At 44.9% G+C, this 21,188-nt stretch carries 16 protein-coding genes; 2 read left to right on the top strand and 14 right to left on the bottom strand.

Annotated features, from left to right (window positions below):
- Positions 1-149: 149 nt before the first annotated feature.
- From purF to fabB, 10 genes are all read right to left on the bottom strand, one after another.
- Positions 150-1,664 carry an amidophosphoribosyltransferase gene (gene purF / locus AB6E52_RS14380; protein ID WP_017062345.1) on the bottom strand — a complete coding sequence of 505 codons (1,515 nt, stop codon included), beginning with the start codon at positions 1,662-1,664 and terminating at the stop codon, positions 150-152.
- A 34-nt stretch (positions 1,665-1,698) separates the two neighbouring features.
- Positions 1,699-2,190, bottom strand: a complete 492-nt coding sequence (locus AB6E52_RS14375; RefSeq protein ID WP_009848678.1) for a CvpA family protein — start codon at positions 2,188-2,190, stop codon at positions 1,699-1,701.
- Positions 2,191-2,251: 61 nt separating this feature from the next.
- On the bottom strand, positions 2,252-2,827 hold the full coding sequence (locus AB6E52_RS14370; protein WP_017063432.1) for an SPOR domain-containing protein: 576 nt from the start codon (positions 2,825-2,827) through the stop codon (positions 2,252-2,254).
- Positions 2,828-4,090, bottom strand: a complete 1,263-nt coding sequence (gene folC, locus AB6E52_RS14365; RefSeq protein ID WP_017062347.1) for a bifunctional tetrahydrofolate synthase/dihydrofolate synthase — start codon at positions 4,088-4,090, stop codon at positions 2,828-2,830.
- Between the two features lie 42 nt (positions 4,091-4,132).
- Positions 4,133-5,059: an acetyl-CoA carboxylase, carboxyltransferase subunit beta gene (gene accD, locus AB6E52_RS14360; protein WP_017062348.1), complete on the bottom strand. Its 927-nt coding sequence runs from the start codon at positions 5,057-5,059 to the stop codon at positions 4,133-4,135.
- A gap of 176 nt (positions 5,060-5,235) precedes the next feature.
- Positions 5,236-6,030, bottom strand: coding sequence for a tRNA pseudouridine(38-40) synthase TruA (gene truA, locus AB6E52_RS14355; protein WP_004734161.1), 795 nt, complete (start codon positions 6,028-6,030; stop codon positions 5,236-5,238).
- A 194-nt stretch (positions 6,031-6,224) separates the two neighbouring features.
- On the bottom strand, positions 6,225-11,063 hold the full coding sequence (locus AB6E52_RS14350; RefSeq protein ID WP_372134464.1) for a FimV/HubP family polar landmark protein: 4,839 nt from the start codon (positions 11,061-11,063) through the stop codon (positions 6,225-6,227).
- A gap of 207 nt (positions 11,064-11,270) precedes the next feature.
- Positions 11,271-12,284, bottom strand: coding sequence for an aspartate-semialdehyde dehydrogenase (locus AB6E52_RS14345; protein ID WP_017062350.1), 1,014 nt, complete (start codon positions 12,282-12,284; stop codon positions 11,271-11,273).
- A 12-nt stretch (positions 12,285-12,296) separates the two neighbouring features.
- The gene (locus AB6E52_RS14340; RefSeq protein ID WP_017062351.1) at positions 12,297-13,430 is read right to left on the bottom strand and encodes a 4-phosphoerythronate dehydrogenase; all 1,134 of its coding nucleotides are present in this window, start codon (positions 13,428-13,430) and stop codon (positions 12,297-12,299) included.
- 485 nt (positions 13,431-13,915) lie between these two features.
- Positions 13,916-15,127 (bottom strand): beta-ketoacyl-ACP synthase I, encoded by a 1,212-nt coding sequence (fabB, locus tag AB6E52_RS14335; protein WP_017062353.1) that lies wholly within the window; start codon positions 15,125-15,127, stop codon positions 13,916-13,918.
- 56 nt (positions 15,128-15,183) lie between these two features.
- On the opposite strand from fabB, the gene mnmC reads away from it, so the two are divergent.
- Positions 15,184-17,334 carry a bifunctional tRNA (5-methylaminomethyl-2-thiouridine)(34)-methyltransferase MnmD/FAD-dependent 5-carboxymethylaminomethyl-2-thiouridine(34) oxidoreductase MnmC gene (gene mnmC / locus AB6E52_RS14330; protein WP_102320176.1) on the top strand — a complete coding sequence of 717 codons (2,151 nt, stop codon included), beginning with the start codon at positions 15,184-15,186 and terminating at the stop codon, positions 17,332-17,334.
- A gap of 150 nt (positions 17,335-17,484) precedes the next feature.
- Here the strand turns inward: mnmC and AB6E52_RS14325 are convergent, their stop codons facing one another.
- The 3 genes from AB6E52_RS14325 to AB6E52_RS14315 form a co-directional block, all read right to left on the bottom strand.
- Positions 17,485-18,006 carry an NADPH-dependent FMN reductase gene (locus AB6E52_RS14325; protein WP_102320175.1) on the bottom strand — a complete coding sequence of 174 codons (522 nt, stop codon included), beginning with the start codon at positions 18,004-18,006 and terminating at the stop codon, positions 17,485-17,487.
- A 173-nt stretch (positions 18,007-18,179) separates the two neighbouring features.
- Positions 18,180-18,443 carry a YfcL family protein gene (locus tag AB6E52_RS14320; RefSeq protein WP_017063425.1) on the bottom strand — a complete coding sequence of 88 codons (264 nt, stop codon included), beginning with the start codon at positions 18,441-18,443 and terminating at the stop codon, positions 18,180-18,182.
- 9 nt (positions 18,444-18,452) lie between these two features.
- The gene (locus AB6E52_RS14315; RefSeq protein WP_102320174.1) at positions 18,453-18,983 is read right to left on the bottom strand and encodes an elongation factor P hydroxylase; all 531 of its coding nucleotides are present in this window, start codon (positions 18,981-18,983) and stop codon (positions 18,453-18,455) included.
- Between the two features lie 298 nt (positions 18,984-19,281).
- Between AB6E52_RS14315 and AB6E52_RS14310 the strand changes: the two genes are divergently transcribed.
- Positions 19,282-19,905 carry a trimeric intracellular cation channel family protein gene (locus tag AB6E52_RS14310; RefSeq protein WP_017062358.1) on the top strand — a complete coding sequence of 208 codons (624 nt, stop codon included), beginning with the start codon at positions 19,282-19,284 and terminating at the stop codon, positions 19,903-19,905.
- A gap of 150 nt (positions 19,906-20,055) precedes the next feature.
- On the opposite strand, the gene aroC is transcribed toward AB6E52_RS14310, so the two are convergent.
- Positions 20,056-21,141 carry a chorismate synthase gene (gene aroC, locus AB6E52_RS14305; RefSeq protein WP_029235357.1) on the bottom strand — a complete coding sequence of 362 codons (1,086 nt, stop codon included), beginning with the start codon at positions 21,139-21,141 and terminating at the stop codon, positions 20,056-20,058.
- Positions 21,142-21,188: the final 47 nt, after the last annotated feature.

Here is a 21,188-nt window from a genome sequence, read left to right as displayed (position 1 = left end):
CCCGTAGAGGACTTTCACCTCCTAGATCAACGCCATGCTCGGCGCACAACAAAAAAACCAGAGCCGAAGCTCTGGTTTTTTATTTTCTGTATCGCTAGCAATACGGAATCATTGCTAGGAAAAACTCTTTATCACTAACGAAACGCTAATTAAGCGCCTTCGTTGTGTAACTCTAAGTTCGCAAGATCTTGTTGAATCTCACGTTGAACCTTTGAGTCGTCATTACGCAAAGAGTCTAGGAAATCTAGGTACACTTGGTCGATATCGCCCGTTACATACTCGCCGTTAAATACAGAAGTATCAAAACGAGAGATGTCTTGATTGCCCATGCCCACTGCAGAAATCAGATCTGGTAGCGTTTGGAAAATCAAGGCGTCTGCGCCAATCTGCTTACAAATCGTTTCGTTATCACGACCATGAGCAATCAACTCTGTCGCGCTCGGCATATCAATGCCGTAAACGTTAGGGAAGCGAACCTCTGGAGCAGCTGAAACCATGAAGACCTTATTTGCGCCAGAATCACGAGCCATCTCAATGATCTGCTCTGATGTTGTGCCGCGAACGATAGAATCGTCAACCAGAAGAACGTTCTTACCTTTAAACTCAGAGCGAATTGCGTTGAGCTTACGGCGAACCGACTTCTTACGTTGTTGCTGACCTGGCATGATGAATGTGCGGCCAACATAGCGGTTTTTCACGAAACCTTGACGGTATGGCTTATTGATCGCTTGAGCGATTCGTAGCGCAATATCGTTTGATGTTTCAGGGATTGGAATAACTACATCAATGTCTAAGTCTGCGTACTCTTCTTTAATACGCATACCAAGCATCTCACCCATCTCAACGCGTGCGCTGTAAACCGAGATTTTGTCGATGAATGAATCTGGGCGTGCAAAGTATACAAACTCAAAGATACATGGGTTTAGTTGTGGGTTGTCTGCACATTGCTTAGTGAAAAGCTCACCGTCAAACGTTGCGTAGATAGCTTCACCTGGTGCTACGTCGCGCATGAAGTCGAAACCAACAGCATCGAGTGCTACCGATTCAGACGCAACCATGTACTCTGTTTTACCTTGAACTTCACGCTTACCAAGACACAATGGACGAATACCATGTGGGTCACGGAATGCGATCATACCGTGGCCGATGATCATCGCCGTTACGGCGTAAGCACCACGAATTGTACGATGCACATTTGCCACAGCGCGGAAAACGTCATCTGAAGTTACGTTACCTTTAACAGTATCGATCTCATGAGCTAATACGTTCAGTAGAACTTCAGAGTCAGAGGTTGTGTTTACATGACGACGGTCTTTTTCGAACAACTTCTCACGAACTTCGTTTGCGTTCGTCAGGTTACCGTTGTGCGCCAACGTAATGCCAAAAGGAGAGTTTACGTAGAAAGGCTGAGCTTCAGACGCACTTGAACTACCCGCAGTAGGATAACGAACATGGCCAATACCAACTTCACCTTGTAGGCGCTGCATGTGTTTTGCTTCAAAAACATCTTTTACTAAACCGTTCGCCTTACGCAGACGGAAACGATTGCTTTCTATGGTACAAATACCAGCGGCATCTTGGCCACGATGCTGCAATACCGTTAAAGCGTCATAAATAGACTGGTTTACAGGTGTTGAACCCACGATTCCAACAATACCACACATGTCCTAATCCTCGATTTTTCGACATTAACTGGCGCTAGAGCGCGCCAGATAAGAAACTAGATGTTGCTTGTAAATGCTCGAAGAACGGCGCAATGATTCGACTAAATTCTGGAACCAATTGCGAATTCTTCCACCACTCAGAACTTGGGAATGCAGTAAACGCATCCATGAAAAACAACACTGCAGAAACAATCAAAACACCACGTAAGCCACCAAAGACGACACCGAGGATTCTGTCTGTACCTGACAGGCCTGTTTTCTGAACTAGTTGACCGATGACATAGTTAACTAAGGCACCCACAACTAACGTTGCAACAAACAATGCTGCTATCGCAGTTCCGTTTCGAAACATCTCATCTTCGATATTGGTGAAGTACATCGCTAATTTAGCGTAGTACTGGCTAGCAATAAAAAATGCTCCAAACCAAATAACGAGTGACAAGGCTTCTTTAGCGAAACCACGAACTAAACTGATCACGGCAGAGAAGCCGATCACGCCTAAAATGACAAAATCTAACCAATTCATGAATTCTTCATCTTAAGTTGGCGCGCATTTTAACAGAAAAAATGCTGACGCAAACGTTTTCTTATGGATTTAACGGTTTAAATTTGAGCAACTGGCCTTTTGAACCCGTAATTTTTTCTAATTCCTTAATTTGTCGCTCAAGTTTGGATTTAGAGACATCCGGGCCAATAATTACTCGCGTAAAAGTTTTTTCTTGCTTGGTGTGAGCCTGATAACCGCGCTTTTGCAGATCCTTAACAACGTTTTTTGCGTTGTCAGCATTCTTCAAAGCCATCAATTGAATAATCCAAGCACTGTCTTGGTATTCATTTTTTTCAGGTACCGGCTTAACCACAACTGCCACTTTGTCTGCTTCTTTATCATTAGAAGAAGACGCGGTTTGCGTGTTTGAATTATCAGTACGACCACTTTCAACCACTTGCTCAACCGGAGAATCCGGTAGCGCTATCTGATCTTCAACGGGATCGAGTACTTCAAACACTTCAACATTACTATCAAGCTCAGGCTTAATTGGAATGCTTGCAAACTCTTCTTTGTAGTGGAGCTTCTTACCATCTAGTACATCGGGCAATACAATCACGCCAATGGCCACTAAAATGATGGTGCCGACTAACCGGCTTTGGAATTTACTTGCCATTTAGTTTCCTTTTTTCTGCCAATGCTCCAACACTTCACCCACTGTATGGAAAGAACCGACAACCAACACAACATCGTCACCTTTAACAGAAGCTAAAGCCGCTTCAAACGCTACAACAGGGTTTGAATACCGCTCTACACCTTCAGGTAAGCTTTGACACAATTCAGCGGCTGTTGCGGCTCGTGGGCCGTTCAGCGAAGCTGGGTACCAATGTGTTGTTATTGGAGCTAATACTTCCAATGTCGCGGGGATATCTTTGTCATGAAGCATGGCGACTACAACGTGTAAATTTTTGCCTGCATACTTCTTCGCGACTTGCTGCGCAAAGTACTCAGCAGAATGCGGGTTGTGTGCTACATCAAGCACAATCACCGGTTGTTCGCTAATTTGCTGCATACGCCCAGGAAGCTGCGCATTCTTCATGCCGTTAACCACGTTCACGTCGCTAATACTAAGCTCTGATGTGCCCAATGCCATCAACGCTGTTGCAGCGTTAGGTAACGGCAGGCTTGGAATAGGTAGCGATTCTAGTTGGAATGCACCACTGCGCCAGTTCCACGTATCACCGTCAACATCATAAGTGTATTGAATACCGACTTGGTAGAACTCAGCCTTAATGTCATCAGCGTGCGCTGCAACCGTAGCCGGTGGCTTGGGTTGACCACAGATAGCGGGTTTACCGCTACGATAAATGCCCGCTTTCTCAAAACCAATCACATTGATGTCATCACCTAGCCAGTCAACATGGTCGACAGCCAAACTAGTAATCACAGAAACATCATGCTCAACGATATTGGTCGCGTCTAAACGCCCGCCTAAACCCACTTCTAAAAGCACAACATCAACCGCTTCAGTTTGAAATGCACGTAACGCCGCTAAAGTGCCATATTCGAAAAAACTCAGGCTGATTTCGCCACGCTCTTTCTCAATGAAATCGAAAGACTGAACCATCTTTTCATCAGATAGATCTTGGCCGTTGATACGAACACGTTCGTTATAGCGAATTAAGTGAGGAGAGCTGTAGACACCAACTGAGTAACCAGCGTCCAATAGAATCGCTTCCATCAGTGCACATGTTGAGCCTTTGCCATTGGTTCCGGCAACAGTAATAACATGTTGAGCAGGCTTGGTGAGGTTTGCCTTAGAGGCGACGGCCTGAACTCGGTCTAATCCAAGATCAATAGCGCTTGTGTGGATGTTTGATAAATAATCAAGCCACATCTCCAAAGAGGATGTGGCTTGAGGAATAGGTTGTTGACTCATCTAACTCATAACCATAATTAAGTTGGTTTGTTAGAAGGTACTTTACCCTTTTTCTGGCGCTTCTGGTACTTCATAAGTAGCTTCATTCGGTGAATCGTTCACAGAAACTACTAATGGTGAAGGCTGGTTGGTCATTTTAGCAACAAGGCTTGCAACGCGCTGACGCATCTCACGACGGTCAACAATCATGTCGATAGCACCGTGGTCTAGTAGGAACTCACTGCGTTGGAAACCTTCAGGAAGGTCTTCACGTACCGTTTGTTCGATTACACGACGTCCAGCAAAACCGATCAGTGCTTTTGGTTCACCAATATTGATATCGCCAAGCATTGCCAAACTTGCAGAAACACCACCCATTGTTGGATCAGTCATAACTGAAACAAACGGTAGGCCTTTCGCAGATAAACGCTCAAGCGCAGCACTGGTTTTCGCCATTTGCATTAGAGACATCAATGCCTCTTGCATACGAGCACCACCACTTGCAGAGAAACACACTAAACCACAGTTGTTCTCGATAGCAGCATCTACCGCTTTCACGAAACGAGCACCAACAACAGAACCCATTGAGCCGCCCATGAATGAGAATTCAAAAGCACACGCTACGATAGGTAAACCCAATAGTTCGCCTTTCATTGCAACTAATGCGTCTGTTTCACCACTGTTCTTTTGAGCAGCAGAGATACGTTCTTTGTAACGCTTAGAGTCTTTAAACTTCAGCTTGTCTTGTGGCTCAAGATCAGCACCTAGTTCAACACGCTCACCTTTGTCTAGGAATGTATCCAGACGACGACGTGCTTTCATGCGCATGTGATGGTCACATTTTGGACATACTTCTAGGTTACGCTCTAGTTCAGCATGGTACAGAACCTGCTCACAAGAAGTACATTTCGTCCAAACACCCTCAGGGATAGACGCTTTACGAGATGTTACGATGTTGCTTTTTTCTAAAATCTTTTCAAGCCAACTCATGGAAGACCTTTTTGTTTCGATTCTTCCGCTTGATTGCGAAAGAAATAAATTTGGGAATTATGCGTGGGAATTAAAGCACATAAAACAGCGACTGTAGATAAAAAACTGGTTGTACCTATTTTCTGGGACTATCTTACGCACTAAACCGTAATAATTTTTGAACCTAAGTCTCACATTTAGTTCAAATTATCCGGTAAAAATAGAGGACCAATTGGCTCTCGTGGTAGCTCAAAATGTTCAGGATAATCAACATCCACCAGATACAAACCTTCCGCTTTTGCAGTTGCGCCGGCTACTTTTCGATCTTTAGCTTCTAAAAGCCACTGGATCCACTCTGGTTTCTGCTCACCTTTACCTACGGCAATAAGGCTACCCGTAATATTCCTCACCATGTGGTGAACAAACGCATTCGCTTTAATATCGATCACAATGTAGTGTCCATGACGAGTCACGTTCAAGTGAATCATGTTTCTCCATGGGCTACGAGATTGACAGTGTGTTGCCCTGAACGAAGTGAAGTCATTCTCACCAAGTAAGTACTGACCCGCTTCATGCATTTTTTTCTCATCAAGATGACCATGATAATGGCTCACACCTGAATTCAAAATGCCTGGGCGTAGTGCATGGTTAAAGATAATGTAGCGATAACGGCGGGCAGTAGCCGAGAAACGAGCATGGAAATCCTCATTCACTTCTGTCGCCCAACGAACCGCAATATCTTTTGGCATGTTGGCATTCGCGCCCATTGTCCATGCCACCATTTTACGATCGACATTAGTTTCAAAGTGAACGACTTGTCCCGTACCGTGAACACCGGCATCTGTACGACCTGCGCACATAACTTCTACAGGGTGATTCGCGACAACTGAAAGAGCCTTTTCCAATTCTTCTTGGACACTTTTCACGTCTCGTTGGCGCTGCCAACCAAAGTAGTGGGTACCGTTATATTCAATACCTAAAGCAATTTTCATGTTCTTGTTCTCTTTGAAAATGGGCGAGAAGTATATACGGAAATCAGTGCTAGCCCAAATAGGATGGGGCTAAAACTTCAATAAACAATCAGCATCGACCGAGATGATGCTGTTGAAAAACCAAATGAAACGATAGCGCTCTGTATCGCCTTAAAATAAAGGGTAGCCAACGCTACCCTTTCTGATTTGTAAATTTATCGACCGTTTAACGTATCGATAAGATTTTTTGCCTCTCGACGAATATCATCGCTGCCGTCAACGATTGCCTCTTCTAGAAGCTTAATTGCCCCTTGCGAGTCACTCATCTCGATGTAGATTTTGGCCAAATCAAGCTTACCCGCAGCTTCTGCATTGCTGTCGACATCATAATTGCCAATATCACCGATAACATCAGGGAATTCGTTAAGACCCACATCCAGTTTAAGCTCTTCATCGTCTGGATTAATGACTTCTTCACCTTCTTGCTCGACTTGAGCCATTAGCTCATCAATCGTCATGTACTGCTTATCACGACTGTTGCCTGATTCGGTTAGATTGTCTTGTTCAGCCCAATTCTCTTCTTTGATTTTCGGTTCAGCTTGCTGTTCAGCCGATGCCCAAATCTCTTGTTGGTCATCAGGCACATCATTATGCATGCTCGATTGTTGTTCTGGCGCTAGGTTAAAGCCTTTCCAGTCTTCGCCGCCGACTTCAAGCATGGCGTCAATATCTAACCCTGCGCTATCAATCGAAGTTGCGTCCAATGGCTTATCGAACATGTTGTCGACAGAGTCTTGAACATCTTCAGAAAGCAACTCAGCTAATGCTGTCTCATCAAAGTCATCAAAGCCTTCTAGTGGCTCGTCTTGAACCGCTGCAGGCGTTGAGTTTGGCTCTGAAGCCGCGCTCAGTGATTGTTCTGGCTGTGCAAAACCAGCCGGTTCAGAGTCTTCAGCACTCGAGAAATCATCAGCCTGACTATAGCTCTGCGGATTTGAGAACAGATCATGCAACGCATCTTGCTCTTCGCCTTGTGGGCTGAAAGAAGTCAGTGGTGTTGGCTTCTCAGCAAACGCATCAGAGATGGCTTCATCTTCACCATATTCCGGTAAATCAAACTCATCGAACTCTACGCCTTGGGCTTCCGCCACCGGCTCGGCATTGCTTTGCTCAATATCATCTAAAACAGAGTCTGCTTTTGCGCTTTCTTCATCGTACTCCGGAAGATCAAGGTCATCGAACTCGAACTTCTCTGTGTCAGGCGCTAAGTCTTGCTCTAACTGTGCTTCATCTGGTTCACCCACCACTTCCGCTAACGCATCGTCTTCACCAAACTCTGGTAGTTCGAAGTCATCAAGCGAGAATTCTTCTTCGCTTTCTGGTTTCGCAGTTTCAACTTGTGGTGCAGCATCTAACTGAGGCTCAGCGGTAGGTTGCGATTCAACACTTGATTGAGAGTCTATAGCAGGCGTTGCTGGCTCTGTTGTTGATTCAGCATCAGCTTCCGCTAGTGCGTCTTCTTCACTAAACTCTGGTAAGTCGAAATCATCAAACGAAAACTCTTCGTCGTCTTGCGCCTGAGCTATAACTTGGGCTTCAGTTTGAGGCTCAACACTTGGTTGAGCATCAATAGCTGGCGTTACTGGTTCTGGTGTTGATTCAGCATCAGCTTCCGCTAGTGCATCTTCTTCATTAAACTCTGGCAATTCGAAGTCATCAAACGAGAATTCTTCTTCGCCTTCTTGTCCTAGAACTTCAGCTTGTTCTGCTACTTCCGCTTGTGGTGTAGCTTCAACTTTCGGTTCAGCGACAGGTGTCACTAGCTCTGGTGTTACGTCAGTTTCCGCTAATGCTTCTGGTTCAGACGCCTCATCTTCAATCAGCCAATCATCGTCTTCTGGCACACCAAATTCATTTGGAATGATCTCTGGCATGTTTGCAGCACGAACTGGCTCTGGCTCTGGCTCTGGCTCTGGCTCTGGCTCTGGCTCTGGCTCTGGCTCTGGCAAGGATTCAACGACATCTTCAAGCTGATCGCTACCTTGGATTTTCGGTTCAAAGTCAAAATCAGAGTCAATGTTCGCTGGCGACTCTACATCGTCGATGGCTTCAGCTAACCAGTCTTCAACCGTTTCTTCTTCATCTTCAGAGATATCGTTCAAAGACGATGGCGAAGCTTGCTCTTGTACGTCGGCTTCTTTCGGCTCTGGTTCTTGTTGTGCGGTTTCTTCTTTAACTCGCTCTTCAAAATCTGGTTTGTCAAAATCAGAATTCTCAGATAACAGCGAGTCGATATCCAGTTCATCATCTTCAACCGATGATGCGGTTTCTTGCGCTGATACTTCGTCGCTGTCTAAAAGAGACGCTTGCTCTGGTTCAACCGTATTGTCAATTGATGGTTCAACAGGCTCTTCTATTGCTGGCAACAAATCATTGTCATCAGAAGTCATTAACTCATCAATCAACGCTTCGTCTGTTGTTTCTAGCGAGTCATCAAGCAAAGCATCCGTTGCCGGTGCGACACCGAACAAATCATCGATAAAACCATCACGATTAAAGGCTTCATCATTTTCTGGCTTAATGTCAGAACTTTCTTGAGTCATTTCAGAATCTAACGATTCATCAGTAACGACTTCAGGTTGTGGTGTTTCACTAATGTCCGGATCTTGCTTAGGCTCACCTTCAGAGGTTAACGGAGTAAGCTCAACGTCTGAGTCCTTTTCAGGCTCCTCATTGGCGTTGTCCAAACCAAAGGCTGCGTCTAACTCTTTATCAAACGTCTTATCTTCAGATTCAAGCTCGTCTTCAATGCCACTTGTCAGTAAGTCATCAAATGGGTCTAGAGATTCTGATTTTGATGCATCCGCTAAAAGCTCATCATCTGACAATTCACTATCAAGGAAATCATCCAATAAGTCGGTACTTTCGGCGTCGAGTTCGAAATCATCGTCGTCAGAGTCACCTATTAATTCATCCAAGGTTTCCGTGCTGTCTTCTGCGATGTTGAGGTCATCATCGGTCGATAAACCAGAAAGCTCTTCAAGCTCAGACAGAGAATCAAAGCCAAGAGGTTCGCTTTCAGACTCATCATCCGAATCGTCCCCTAGCATCTCATCAAGAAGGTCTGTCGAGTTACTTAGGTCTACGTCATCGCCTGCCAGTTGCTCATCAAGCAGATCAACGCTGTCTTGAGGTTCTTCATTTACGATGGGCTTATCGAACTGAGACAGAATGTTTTCGATATCATCATCAGACGCCAAACCACTGTTTAGGTTAGTGGCAATCTCATCGTCGCTATCGAGGTTGAAAGGGTCATTCGCTTGATCGTTCTGAGCAGCAACTTGGGCAAAGATGTCATCAATATCATCATTCGCTGTCGGTGAAGCTGGCTCAGGGGACTGTTGTTCAGAGATTAGAGCATCAATATCAAAATCGTCATTGCTCAAATCAACAGGCTTAGTCTCACTTTGTTGCTCAGAGATAAGCGCATCGATGTCAAAATCATCGCTTGCTGGTGTTTCAGTGCTAGAAGGCGAATCACTTTGCTCTTCCGAAATCAGAGCATCAATATCGAAGCTGTCGTCATCTTCGTCATCAAGAGCAAACAGATCATCTAATAAAGATTGGTCTAGCTCGTTGGAACCGAGATCTTCAGTTTCAGACTCTTGAGATAGTAAAGCTTCAATGTCATCAGCAGACATTGCGTTATCATCAGAAAGATCAAAGTCGACATCATCAGTATCGACGGCGCTTTCCGCTGTTTTGTCTAGCGCACGTTCCATCTCTTCAAGGCCAAGCGCTTTCTCTTCGCCATTAACACTAATGCCGTTGCTGCTGTCTAAATCTAGATCGTCGAAGTTGGTGTCTAAATCACCGTTTTCGCCAATGCTAGCAAATGGGTCATCGTCTTCACCATCTAGATTGAAATCGAGATCAGATTCATCTAAACCAGCAAAGACATCATCCTCTTCGGCTAGCGCTTGATCGTCAAACAGCTTGTTGGCGTCATCTTCCGTACCAAACAAGTCATCATCTAAAGACAGCTCGTTAAGGTCGTCCATCTCGTCGCCCAATGTAATAGGTGCAACGGTACTTGGTTCTGGCTGGAGCGGTTGTTCTTGAGTCGTCTGCTGTTGCTCATCATTTTTAGAACGACGGCCTAACAGCATCACAACGATCAAACCAATGAGCAGACCTGGAATAATCGCAAGAGCCGCCACTAACCAACCATTCGATAACAGTTCGTCCATGACACTTGGTGCCATCTTTTCAATTTCGGCGTTCTTTCTGCGCTCTTCATCAAGCAGCTTTTCCACTTCGCTACGAATGCGGTCTTCATCACTGAGCTCTGTTTTTAGCTCATCCACTTCCGATTGAACATTCGATAACATCAAACGAAGTTGGTGATTTTTCTCTTCAAGTGACAGCAGTTCAGTTTCTGAAAGCTCTAGCTGCTTCTCTAACTTGTTCATCTCTTGGGTTGGTGCAGATTGAGCTAGAGATGATTGAGTTGGAGACAATGGCTTTTTAGCAGTTTCAGTAGTGCTTACTTGCTTAGCAGGAGTAACATTTTTTGCATCAGAACTCGGCGCTTTGGGTTTTGAAGCGACAGGCTTACTTGCAGGAGCATCAAGCTTAGCAAGATGTGAGTTCATGATGTTGATAGCTTGCTGCGTCGAGCTTGCACGTGCTTGCTCTAAAGAAGGCACGCGTAGATTGCTCGCAGGCAGCAGGCTATGGATATTCTGGTTTTCAAACGCTTGTGGGTTTAAGCGATAAATAGCCAACAGAGTTTGTTGGACTGAAACGGAGTTATCAGGGCGTAACTTTGAGGCAATAGACCACAATGTTTCTGAGCCGCGAGTTGGACCATAGAAACGTGAAGGCTCAGCGCTATTTGATTGCGCTCTTTGAAGTGGTTCTGAAAACGTAGGCGCTGATTGTATCTGGCCATTAGGCCCTACAACTCGAATGGAATCTGCACGAACAACGGAAATCTGAGTCGCAATGATAAAGGCAAAAGGCATTAACCACGGCTTGAAAATTTGAAACATAAAAGGCTCAGCTAGGTGCTTAAATTCGGAAAAGTGATGATCTATTAAATATATCGGATAAATGACGTAAAACTATAGAGATGAAAACAAAAAATGTGTTGCAGCAACAATATTCGCAGCAATTTCACACAATTTGACTAACAATATTTTTAATCGATTAAAAAAGCCCCACTAAAGAGTGAGGCTTTTTTATCAAAGCAATAAAGCTTAGAAGTAATCGCGAATCAGAACTTCAGCGATTTGAACTGCGTTTGTTGCTGCGCCTTTACGAACGTTATCAGCGACAACCCACATGTTTACGCCACTGTGATGGCTGATGTCGTTACGAATACGACCAACCATTACGTGGTCTTTACCACCTGCATCACGAACTTGAGTTGGGAAGTCTAGCGCTTGGAATACTTCAACACCTTCTGTGTTCTCTAGAAGCTGAACCACTTGCTCTGCACCGATTGGTGCGCGAGTTTCAATGTGTAGAGATTCTGCGTGACCGTAAAATACTGGTACGCGGACACAAGTCGGGTTCACTGTGATTGAAGAGTCAGCAAAGATTTTTTGAGTTTCCCAAACCATCTTCATCTCTTCACGCGTGTAGCCGTTCTCTGTAAATTCATCGATTTGAGGAATACAGTTGAAAGCGATTTGTTGTGAGAACGCTGAGTTTTCAGCTGGCATACCGTTAAGAAGCTTAGCCGTTTGACCCGCTAGCTCATCGATACCTGGCTTACCTGCACCAGACACAGATTGGTAAGTTGAAACGTTAATACGCTCAAGACCCACTTCATCGTGAATTGGTTTTAGCGCTACTACCATTTGGATAGTCGAGCAGTTAGGGTTCGCGATGATGTTACGGTTACGGAACTCAGCAATCGCTTCAGGGTTCACTTCAGGCACAACCAGAGGAACATCGTATTCGTAACGGAAGCGTGATGTGTTATCGATGACAACCACACCTTCATCAGCCGCAATTGGAGCCCAACGCTCTGAAAGCTCGCTACCTGCAGAGAAAAACGCAATATGTACTTGAGACCAATCGAAGTCTTCTACGTTTTGTACTTGTATTGTTTTGCCGTTAAAACGGGAAGTTTTGCCTTCACTACGTTCACTTGCTAGTAAGTGCATTTCACCGACAGGGAATTTACGCTCTTTAAGTACTTCAAGAATGGTTTCACCAACCGCACCAGTCGCACCTAAAATAGCAATATTAAATTCTTGGCTCATTGTTTCTCTCTTTTATAAAGTTGGCTTTACCATAAAACCGAGTTTAGATAACGGCGTTAAATTACAAGATTCGTCGCCCGTTAACTCGACTGCACTGTACTCTCTGCGGTCCCAATATTCTTTACGCATCTTGTCAAAAGAACCCGGCGTAACGATATTGCGACGGAATAAGGCGTCGTCTTTGCGCACATCATAGATCAACTGAGTCAAATTGTGCAGTGTTGCTTCATCCCAAGCTCTATCTAATTTCATTTGAGGTACAGGCGCTGTCGGCAATAAGTCGCTTGCATACGCACGCTGTTCAGTACCTAAAAATTCACAATAACTGTTGAAGATCATCGTGGTACCACGCGCTTTACCTTCTAAACCGTAGCCCGCTACGTGAGGCGTTGCAAAAGCGAGTAACGGAAGAAGCTCAAAGTCGACTTCAGGTTCAAACTCAAACACATCAAGCACTGCAGTGAAACCATCGGCTTTTTGCAGGCGAGCTTTTAGCGCTTGGTTATCAACCACAGGACCGCGAGCTGCATTAATCAGGATTTGATCAGCACGTAAGTTGTTCAGCACTTGCTCACTGATCAAGTGATGCGTTGGATACTCACCCGTCTTAGTGATTGGCGTGTGTAATGTAATAACGTCTGATTGTTCAAGCAAAGTCTCTAACTCAGTAAATTCGCGCGTATCACCCTCTTGCTGTTTTAGAGGGTCGTTCAGCAGAACTTTGATACCAATACCTTCAAGGCACTTCGCTAAGTAACTGCCCACTTGACCACAGCCGATAATACCAACCGTTTTATCAAAAACAGAAAAGCCTTGTTGCTGCGCAAGCACCATCATCGCACTGAACGCGTACTCAGCAACACCCACCTTGTTACAACCAGGTGCCGCAGTAAAGAAAATGCCACGCTCTTTCATCAACTCTTGGTCAACGTGATCCATGCCAGCCGTCGCAGTACCAACAAACTTCAGCTTATTGGCTTTGCTGATCAATGACTCGTTTACCTTGGTAACAGAGCGAATCATCAATGCGTCTACGTCAACTAGGTCGTCAGCTGTTAATGTGCGACCAGACTTCATTGTCACTTCCCCTAGCTGGCTAAAAAGCGCTTCAGCGTAAGGCATATTTTCGTCGATTAAGATTTTCATTTGGCGAGTACTTTTGTTGGGGTCTATCGACCTAAATGTGAATTGAAATGATTGTGCAAAATTCCACACACGGTGTCGAGTAGCAATTGGAATACATTATAAATAAAGGGCTGAATCACCTAACCTTGGCAGACAAGAACCGAAACCAGAGTGAACACCCAAGATCAAACGGCTAAAACGAAAAATGCCCGATTGAATAAACAATCGGGCAAACATCCAGAACAAAAGGATCCTATCTCGCTCTCCAGGAGACAGAGTCTTGCGTCTGTTCAACCAGTACTAACCAAAGTCAGTACTGGTCAAGCTCTGGAAACCTTTCAATCTCTAAACCCAGATTTAAAAACTATGTTCAAAAAACACGTTTACCAACCTGCGTCTAAAAACTTTGTTCTGATGGTCATTATTACTGGGTGACCTGTGCGTGTTGAATCGGCACTAGCGCAACCCTTTAACGATTAACCTTGTCTCTGTAACTCAAGCTTAAGTTAAGCTTGGTACTTTTTGATTACTAGCGTTGCGTTCGTACCGCCGAAACCAAAACTGTTAGACATAACTGTAGTTAGCTCTTGATCACGAGCTTCAGTTACGATGTCTAGGCCAGCAGCAGCTTCGTCTAGGTTCGAAACGTTAATGCTTGGAGCGATAAAGCCGTTATCTAGCATTAGCGTTGAGTAAATAGCTTCGTGTACGCCAGCAGCACCTAGAGCGTGACCTGTCATCGCTTTAGTTGCAGAAATTGCTGGGCTGTTGCCACCAAATACTTCTTGGATAGCGCCTAGCTCTTTAACGTCGCCAACTGGAGTTGAAGTACCGTGAGTGTTCACGTAATCAACGCCATCAACGTTTTGCATCGCCATCTTCATACAACGAACCGCACCTTCACCAGAAGGAGCAACCATGTCGTAGCCATCTGAAGTTGCGCCGTAGCCTACGATTTCACCGTAGATTTTTGCGCCACGAGCAACAGCGTGCTCAAGCTCTTCGATAACTAACATGCCGCCGCCACCAGAGATAACGAAACCATCACGGTCTGCATCGTAGGTACGAGAAGCCAGCTCTGGCGTATCGTTGTACTTAGTAGAAAGTGCGCCCATTGCGTCGAACATCATAGTCAGAGACCAATCCAGTTCTTCACCGCCACCAGCGAATACAACGTCTTGCTTACCAAGTTGGATAAGCTCCATTGCGTGACCAATACAGTGTGCAGATGTCGCACATGCAGAGCTCATAGAGTAGTTCACACCACGGATTTTGAAAGGAGTTGCTAGACAAGCAGAAACCGTAGAAGCCATTGTACGTGGAACCATGTATGGACCAACGCGCTTCACGCCTTTCTCACGGATGATGTCTACCGCGTTTACTTGGTTTAGAGATGAAGCACCACCTGAACCCGCAACGATACCCGTGCGGTCATTAGATACTTGATCTTCAGTTAAGCCAGAATCAGCAATTGCTTGCTCCATTGAAAGATAAGCGAATGCCGCTGCATCACCCATAAAGCGCATTTTTTTGCGATCGATATGGTCAGCAGGGTTCATTTTTAGGTTACCCCATACTTGAGAGCGCAAGCCATTTTCCTTGAACTGCTCTGAAGCGGTAATACCAGATTTACCCTCTTTCAGTGATGCTAAAACTTCTTCGACGTTGTTACCGATACTTGAAACAATACCCATACCGGTGATTACGACTCGTTTCATGTGACATTCCTATAATTCTAAATTCAGCTAGATGATAACTAAGAAGCCTAACAAAAGTGGTCAGCTTTCCTAGAAATTCGTACAATCCCTACCAACATATCGCTTCAAATCACAAAATGATAGATTTTATGACTTCAATTACTAATGCAGAACTGGAATGGAATGAGTCTGGCACGCCAGTTTCAGACCAATTTGACGACGTTTACTTCTCCAATGTTAACGGTTTAGAAGAAACTCGCTACGTCTTTTTAAAGCAAAACCACCTTCCAGAGCGTTGGCTTGAACATGAACAACGCCGCTTTGTGATTGCTGAAACCGGCTTTGGCACAGGTTTGAACTTTCTTGCAGTTTGGCAATGGTTCGATGCTTTTCTTAAAGATAACCCACAAGCGATGACCAAAGAGTTACATTTCATCAGTTTTGAAAAATATCCTTTAAATAAAGAGGATCTCATCAAAGCACACCAATCGTGGCCAGAATTAGCCGAGTATGCGACGCAACTCCAAGAACACTACCCTATTGCTCTACCTGAATGTCACCGCATTGTGCTGGGCGACGGTGCAATCACGCTTGATTTGTGGTTTGGCGATATTAAAGATTGCATGCCCAACGTACCAACCCCGCGTGAAGGTTTGGTTGATGCTTGGTTCTTAGACGGTTTTGCTCCGAGCAAGAACCCAGAGATGTGGAATCAAAACCTATTCAACGGCATGGCTAAGCTCGCTAAGCAAGATTGTAGCTGCGCCACCTTCACCGCTGCTGGCTTTGTTCGCCGTGGCTTAATTGAAGCTGGCTTTGAAATGAAAAAGGTCAAAGGCTTTGGTACTAAGCGAGAAATGATCGCCGGCCGACTTGGCGAAAAGCACGCTCACACCAACATCAAACCTTGGTATGGCCTCGCTCAACACACTGAATCCCAAGACATTGCGATCATTGGTGGTGGTGTCGCCAGTGCTGCATTAGCCAAAACGCTAAGCCGTCGTGGTAAAAACATCACCCTTTATTGTGAACATCCACAAGCTGCGGGCAATGCCTCAGGTAACAACCAAGGTGCGATTTACCCGCTATTAAGCGAAGCGACCTCGAACGTGTCTCGCGTGTTTGGCCCGGGATTACTGTTTGCTCGTCAATTTATTAATCAAGCGGCTCAGTCTATTCAATTTGATCACAGTTGGTGTGGCGTGAACATCTTGATGTGGGATCAAGGCTCCACTAAAAAGCTCAACCGCATGTTGGAAGGCAACTTCCACACCGACCTGATTCAGCGTTTATCGCCAGAGCAAGCCAACGAAAAGATTGGCTTACCCGTCGATAAAGAGAGTGTTTACTTTCCGCTGGGTGGTTGGCTAAGCCCTCTTCAACTGACTCAAGGCTTGATTGGCAAGCTAGAAGAGAGCAACCAAGTGAGCGCACACTATCAACATCAAGTAACGCAACTTGAGTGGCTCGAAGCTGAACAACAATGGTTACTGACGATTGAGGCACCTCAAGGTGAGATTCAAACTAAGCACGACCAAGTAGTTGTCGCAAACGGACACAAGTTCACTCAGTTTGAACAAACTCAGCCAGTACCACTGACTCCGGTTAAAGGCCAAGTGAGCCATATTCCGACCACGGAAAATCTCAGCCAGCTAAAAACCGTGTTGTGCTTTGATGGCTATTTGACGCCACAGAACCCCAACAATGGTCATCACTGTATTGGTGCGAACTACGACAAAACCAATATCGACCAAGAATTTGATATTGAGGTTCAGCAGCACAATGGCGAGCGCCTACATGGGTCACTACCAGACCAAGCATGGACAAAAGATGTCGATACCAGTGACAACTTAGCGCGCCAAGGTATCCGAAGCGTAAGCCGTGACCACCTTCCGTTTGTGGGAAACGTTGGTGACTTTGAAGCCATTAAGGAGCAGTACCAAGATCTCCACAACTTCAACCCGCAGCGTGACTCGGTTGAGGATGTAGAAACGGTAACAAGCTTCCCTAACCTTTATTGCTTTATCGGACTGGGTTCACGTGGTTTGAGCTCTGCACCATTATTGGCTGAAGTATTAGCATCACAGATCTGTGGCGATCCGCTGCCCTTGCCTGTTGATGTGCTTGAGGCGATTCACCCAAGTCGAATGTGGGTACGCAGACTGCGTAAAGGTAAGGCATTAACGGCTGGATGGGTTGCTGACAAGCATTCTAAATCAAAGCCGTAGTTTCTAGTTCAGCTATTTTGAACATCTGAAATTTCTGAATATCTGAAACTAATAAGTTAAAAGCTAAAAAGCCCTACGTGACTAAGTTAAGTCGCTCGGGCTTTTTGTTATTCGTGTTGCTCTAAACTGATGTTCTAAACGAAGCTGTATTTACAGCTTAGCAACCGCGTCTTTAATCTGTAGAACGATCTCTTCGTTGCTGATAGAACCAGATTCAAAATCAAAGTTATCGTAGAAGCTTGGTACTGAAACTGACGCTTGCACGTTGCCACCGAAGTAAGGTGCAGAACCTGTCGCTGCACCAAGTACCGTTTGTGCGCCGCCAGGGCCTGGTGAAGTCGCTAGGTAAACCGCCGGCTTCTCGCCAAATACTGAACGCTCAATGCGTGTCGCCCAATCAAATAGGTTTTTATACGCAGCTGGGTAGTGACCATTGTGTTCTGCGAACGAGATAACAAACGCATCAGCTTCAGCTAGTTCGCGTAGGAATGCTTGAGCACCTTCAGCTTGGCCAATCTCTTTTTCAGTGTCTTCACTGAACATAGGAACATTGTAATCGTTGATGTCTAGGACTTTAACTTCAGCACCTTCAATCAAGTTTGCTGCGTAAGTTGCTAGTGTTTTGTTGATTGAGGTAGAACTTGTGCTTGCGCCAAATGCGATAACTTTCATGATGTGACCTTTCTGTAATTCCGTTAAGTGGGATTAGAATAACGTAGTAAGAAAATGTAACCATCACAAGAAATGAACGGACTCATTCAAAAATTTCGAACGAGTCTCAAATAAACCAGTTCGCTCAGCAAAATGGGAAAGGGGACTGAGCGGATAGTACTAATACATCGAGATTAAGCTTGGTTTTGTAGCTCAACCCAAAGGTCATTAACGATAGTGCGGTCTGCTGGTGTTAGTTCAGAGCGAGCGTCGTCTAGGCTCTGTTCAATACGAGCTTTTACTTCAGCCACATCTTCAATGCCTTCTTCTTCACATGAAGCCACTGAAAGAGAAATATGACCACGTAAGTAACCACCAGCAAACAGTTCATCGTCTGATGCGTTTTCAATGCGAGCATCAATTACTTCAAGTAGTTTTTCTTCAAATTCGATAATCATAATATTCTCTTATTTCACAATAAATTGGCTAGCACATAAAGGTTCCACATAGTAGAAGCTGCGTAATGCTTCAGAGAGCATTTTCACGCGAGGCGGAAAGCCTACTTCAAAGATACCCATAACTTCGCTATGTACTTTATTCATAAAGGCCAAACGATCTGGCTCAAAATCGCCGTGTAGATTGTCACAGCTGACATTAAAAGGAAAGCCTGCGCTCATCGCAATGATCCATTCATACGCTTGTGGGCGAATTTCTACTTTTTCAAACTCAGCTTGAACCGCCTCAGTTCGACCGTCAGGTTCATACCAATAGCCAAAATCTTCCAGTAAACGACGCTCAGGCCCAGCAACGCACCAGTGTGCGATCTCATGGAGTGCAGAGGCGTAAAAGCCACGTGCGAACACGATTCGATGGTGTGGGATAGTATCATCAGCAGGCAAATAGATCGGCTCATCAGCCCCTAGCTCTAGTTTGGTATTAAAGCTTTCAAAAAAGGTCTGATTGAAGATATCGATAATGTCTGAGTATTGGTGTGTCATAAAATCAAATTTAAGTAAAAATAACTGGGGCATTTTGCTTTTTTTTAAGCGCTCGGTAAAGCCCTATCAAGCGTAATGACATCGGGTTCGCCATTATACTTTGCAGTGACAATCGATTGCCATTTCCAGATTACACCACTTTAAGGTGAATGATTAGTTTAGCTAATCTGAAACGCCCATTCACGGTACAAATATTCATTCGTCAACAAGCATTTTTACTACTACACTCGCGCTTCATTTTATATCCCTATGGCCTATAAGACTCCAATTTATAGACCTATACTATAGAGCTACAGCAATGCTACTAAGTGTTTTGTATATCATTGGCATCACGGCAGAAGCCATGACCGGCGCTCTCAGTGCTGGCAAACAAAAAATGGATTGGTTTGGTGTAATGTTGGTTGCGAGTGCAACGGCAATTGGCGGCGGTACAGTACGAGATATCTTACTTGGCCATTACCCTTTAGGTTGGGTTGAAAACCCGCAGTATCTGGCCATCACCTGTATAGCAGGTGTTATTACAACCGGGTTGGCGAAATGGGTTATCAAGCTAAAAGGTTTGTTTATTCGCTTGGATGCCTTAGGCCTAATCGTATTCAGTATCATTGGTACCAAAGTAGCGATGACCATGGGTCTGCACCCGATGATTTGCATGGTATCGGCATTAGTGACAGGTGTCTTTGGTGGTTTGTTACGTGACCTTATCTGTCGTCAAACACCATTGGTGTTACATGAAGAGCTGTATGCCTCTGTCGCACTTGTCGCTTCAGGTTTGTACCTAGGTTTGCTTGAGCTTGGCATCAACGACGTCACGGCGACAATTGTGACGCTTGTAGTTGGTTACTTGCTGCGCATGGCGGCTGTAAGATTCAAATGGAGTTTGCCTTCGTTCCAGCTTGATCCTGAAAGTTCAGTGCATTAATGGATTAAGAGCCTTAAGCTGCTAGCTGTCTTTAATGACGATAGTCGCTAACCGGACGAATAATCCTGCTAATGTGAAAAAGGGTTACTTCATTACGAAGCAACCCTTTTTTGTTTCTACCAATTCTATTCTAAATAAAAAGAAGCAGAATTAGATTTGTGGTGTTTCAGTTGTCACACCAAAGTTTTGACCACGATGACGTAGCAAGTGGTCAAGCAGCACGATAGCCAGCATTGCTTCTGCAATAGGTACCGCACGGATGCCAACACATGGATCGTGACGACCTTTCGTGATTAGCTGCGTTGCTTCACCATCTTTCGTGATTGTGTCACCAGGTACAGTGATGCTTGATGTTGGTTTAAGCGCAATGCTTGCCACAATATCTTGACCAGTAGAGATACCACCTAAGATACCGCCAGCATGATTGCTGCTGAAACCTTCTGGAGTTAATGGGTCACGGTGTTCACTACCGCGTTGATTAACAACATCGAAGCCATCACCAATCTCAACACCTTTCACAGCGTTAATGCTCATTAGAGCGTGCGCGATGTCAGCATCTAGACGATCAAAGATTGGCTCACCAAGGCCTACTGGCACTTTAGTCGCAACCACTTGAATCTTCGCACCGATCGAGTTGCCTTCTTTTAGCAAGTCACGAATCAGTTGATCAAATTCTGGTACTTTGTCGGCATCTGGACAGAAGAAAGCGTTGTTTTCAATCTCGTTCCAATCCACTTTATCAATTGAGATATCACCCATTTGAGAAAGGTAAGCTTGGATTTCAACACCAAATTCTTGTTTTAGGTATTTCTTCGCAATTGCACCTGCAGCAACACGCATTGCAGTTTCACGAGCTGAAGAACGACCACCACCTCGGTAATCACGCACACCGTACTTTTGATGGTACGTATAGTCAGCGTGGCCAGGGCGGAACTTGTCTTTAATTTCGGAATAGTCTTTAGAGCGTTGGTCTGTATTTTCAATCAATAGACCAATAGAAGTACCCGTAGTTTGGCCTTCAAATACACCTGATAAGATTTTCACTTCATCCGCTTCACGACGAGCCGTTGTATAGCGAGAAGTGCCCGGACGACGACGGTCCAGATCTTTCTGCAGATCTTCTTCGGTAATTTCTAATCCTGGTGGGCACCCGTCTACGATACATCCTAGTGCGATACCGTGACTCTCTCCGAATGTGGTCACTCGAAAGTGTTGTCCGATACTGTTTCCTGCCATTGCTTCCTCTAAATCAGCCATCAATCAGAAGGTTTGATTCCTAAACC

The sequence above is a fragment of the Vibrio sp. 10N.247.311.13 genome (assembly GCF_041467595.1).
GTDB classification, from domain to species: Bacteria; Pseudomonadota; Gammaproteobacteria; order Enterobacterales; family Vibrionaceae; genus Vibrio; species Vibrio crassostreae_C.
This window is presented reverse-complemented; position numbering and strand designations above follow the sequence as displayed.

What these genes read in the sequence shown, in the direction of transcription:
- purF (WP_017062345.1), bottom strand. Translation starts at nt 1,664, where the DNA reads ATGTGTGGTATTGTTGGAATCGTGGGTTCAACACCTGTAAACCAGTCT.
- AB6E52_RS14375 (WP_009848678.1), bottom strand. Translation starts at nt 2,190, where the DNA reads ATGAATTGGTTAGATTTTGTCATTTTAGGCGTGATCGGCTTCTCTGCC.
- AB6E52_RS14370 (WP_017063432.1), bottom strand. Translation starts at nt 2,827, where the DNA reads ATGGCAAGTAAATTCCAAAGCCGGTTAGTCGGCACCATCATTTTAGTG.
- folC (WP_017062347.1), bottom strand. Translation starts at nt 4,090, where the DNA reads ATGAGTCAACAACCTATTCCTCAAGCCACATCCTCTTTGGAGATGTGG.
- accD (WP_017062348.1), bottom strand. Translation starts at nt 5,059, where the DNA reads ATGAGTTGGCTTGAAAAGATTTTAGAAAAAAGCAACATCGTAACATCT.
- truA (WP_004734161.1), bottom strand. Translation starts at nt 6,030, where the DNA reads ATGAAAATTGCTTTAGGTATTGAATATAACGGTACCCACTACTTTGGT.
- AB6E52_RS14350 (WP_372134464.1), bottom strand. Translation starts at nt 11,063, where the DNA reads ATGTTTCAAATTTTCAAGCCGTGGTTAATGCCTTTTGCCTTTATCATT.
- AB6E52_RS14345 (WP_017062350.1), bottom strand. Translation starts at nt 12,284, where the DNA reads ATGAGCCAAGAATTTAATATTGCTATTTTAGGTGCGACTGGTGCGGTT.
- AB6E52_RS14340 (WP_017062351.1), bottom strand. Translation starts at nt 13,430, where the DNA reads ATGAAAATCTTAATCGACGAAAATATGCCTTACGCTGAAGCGCTTTTT.
- fabB (WP_017062353.1), bottom strand. Translation starts at nt 15,127, where the DNA reads ATGAAACGAGTCGTAATCACCGGTATGGGTATTGTTTCAAGTATCGGT.
- AB6E52_RS14325 (WP_102320175.1), bottom strand. Translation starts at nt 18,006, where the DNA reads ATGAAAGTTATCGCATTTGGCGCAAGCACAAGTTCTACCTCAATCAAC.
- AB6E52_RS14320 (WP_017063425.1), bottom strand. Translation starts at nt 18,443, where the DNA reads ATGATTATCGAATTTGAAGAAAAACTACTTGAAGTAATTGATGCTCGC.
- AB6E52_RS14315 (WP_102320174.1), bottom strand. Translation starts at nt 18,983, where the DNA reads ATGACACACCAATACTCAGACATTATCGATATCTTCAATCAGACCTTT.
- AB6E52_RS14310 (WP_017062358.1), top strand. Translation starts at nt 19,282, where the DNA reads ATGCTACTAAGTGTTTTGTATATCATTGGCATCACGGCAGAAGCCATG.
- aroC (WP_029235357.1), bottom strand. Translation starts at nt 21,141, where the DNA reads ATGGCAGGAAACAGTATCGGACAACACTTTCGAGTGACCACATTCGGA.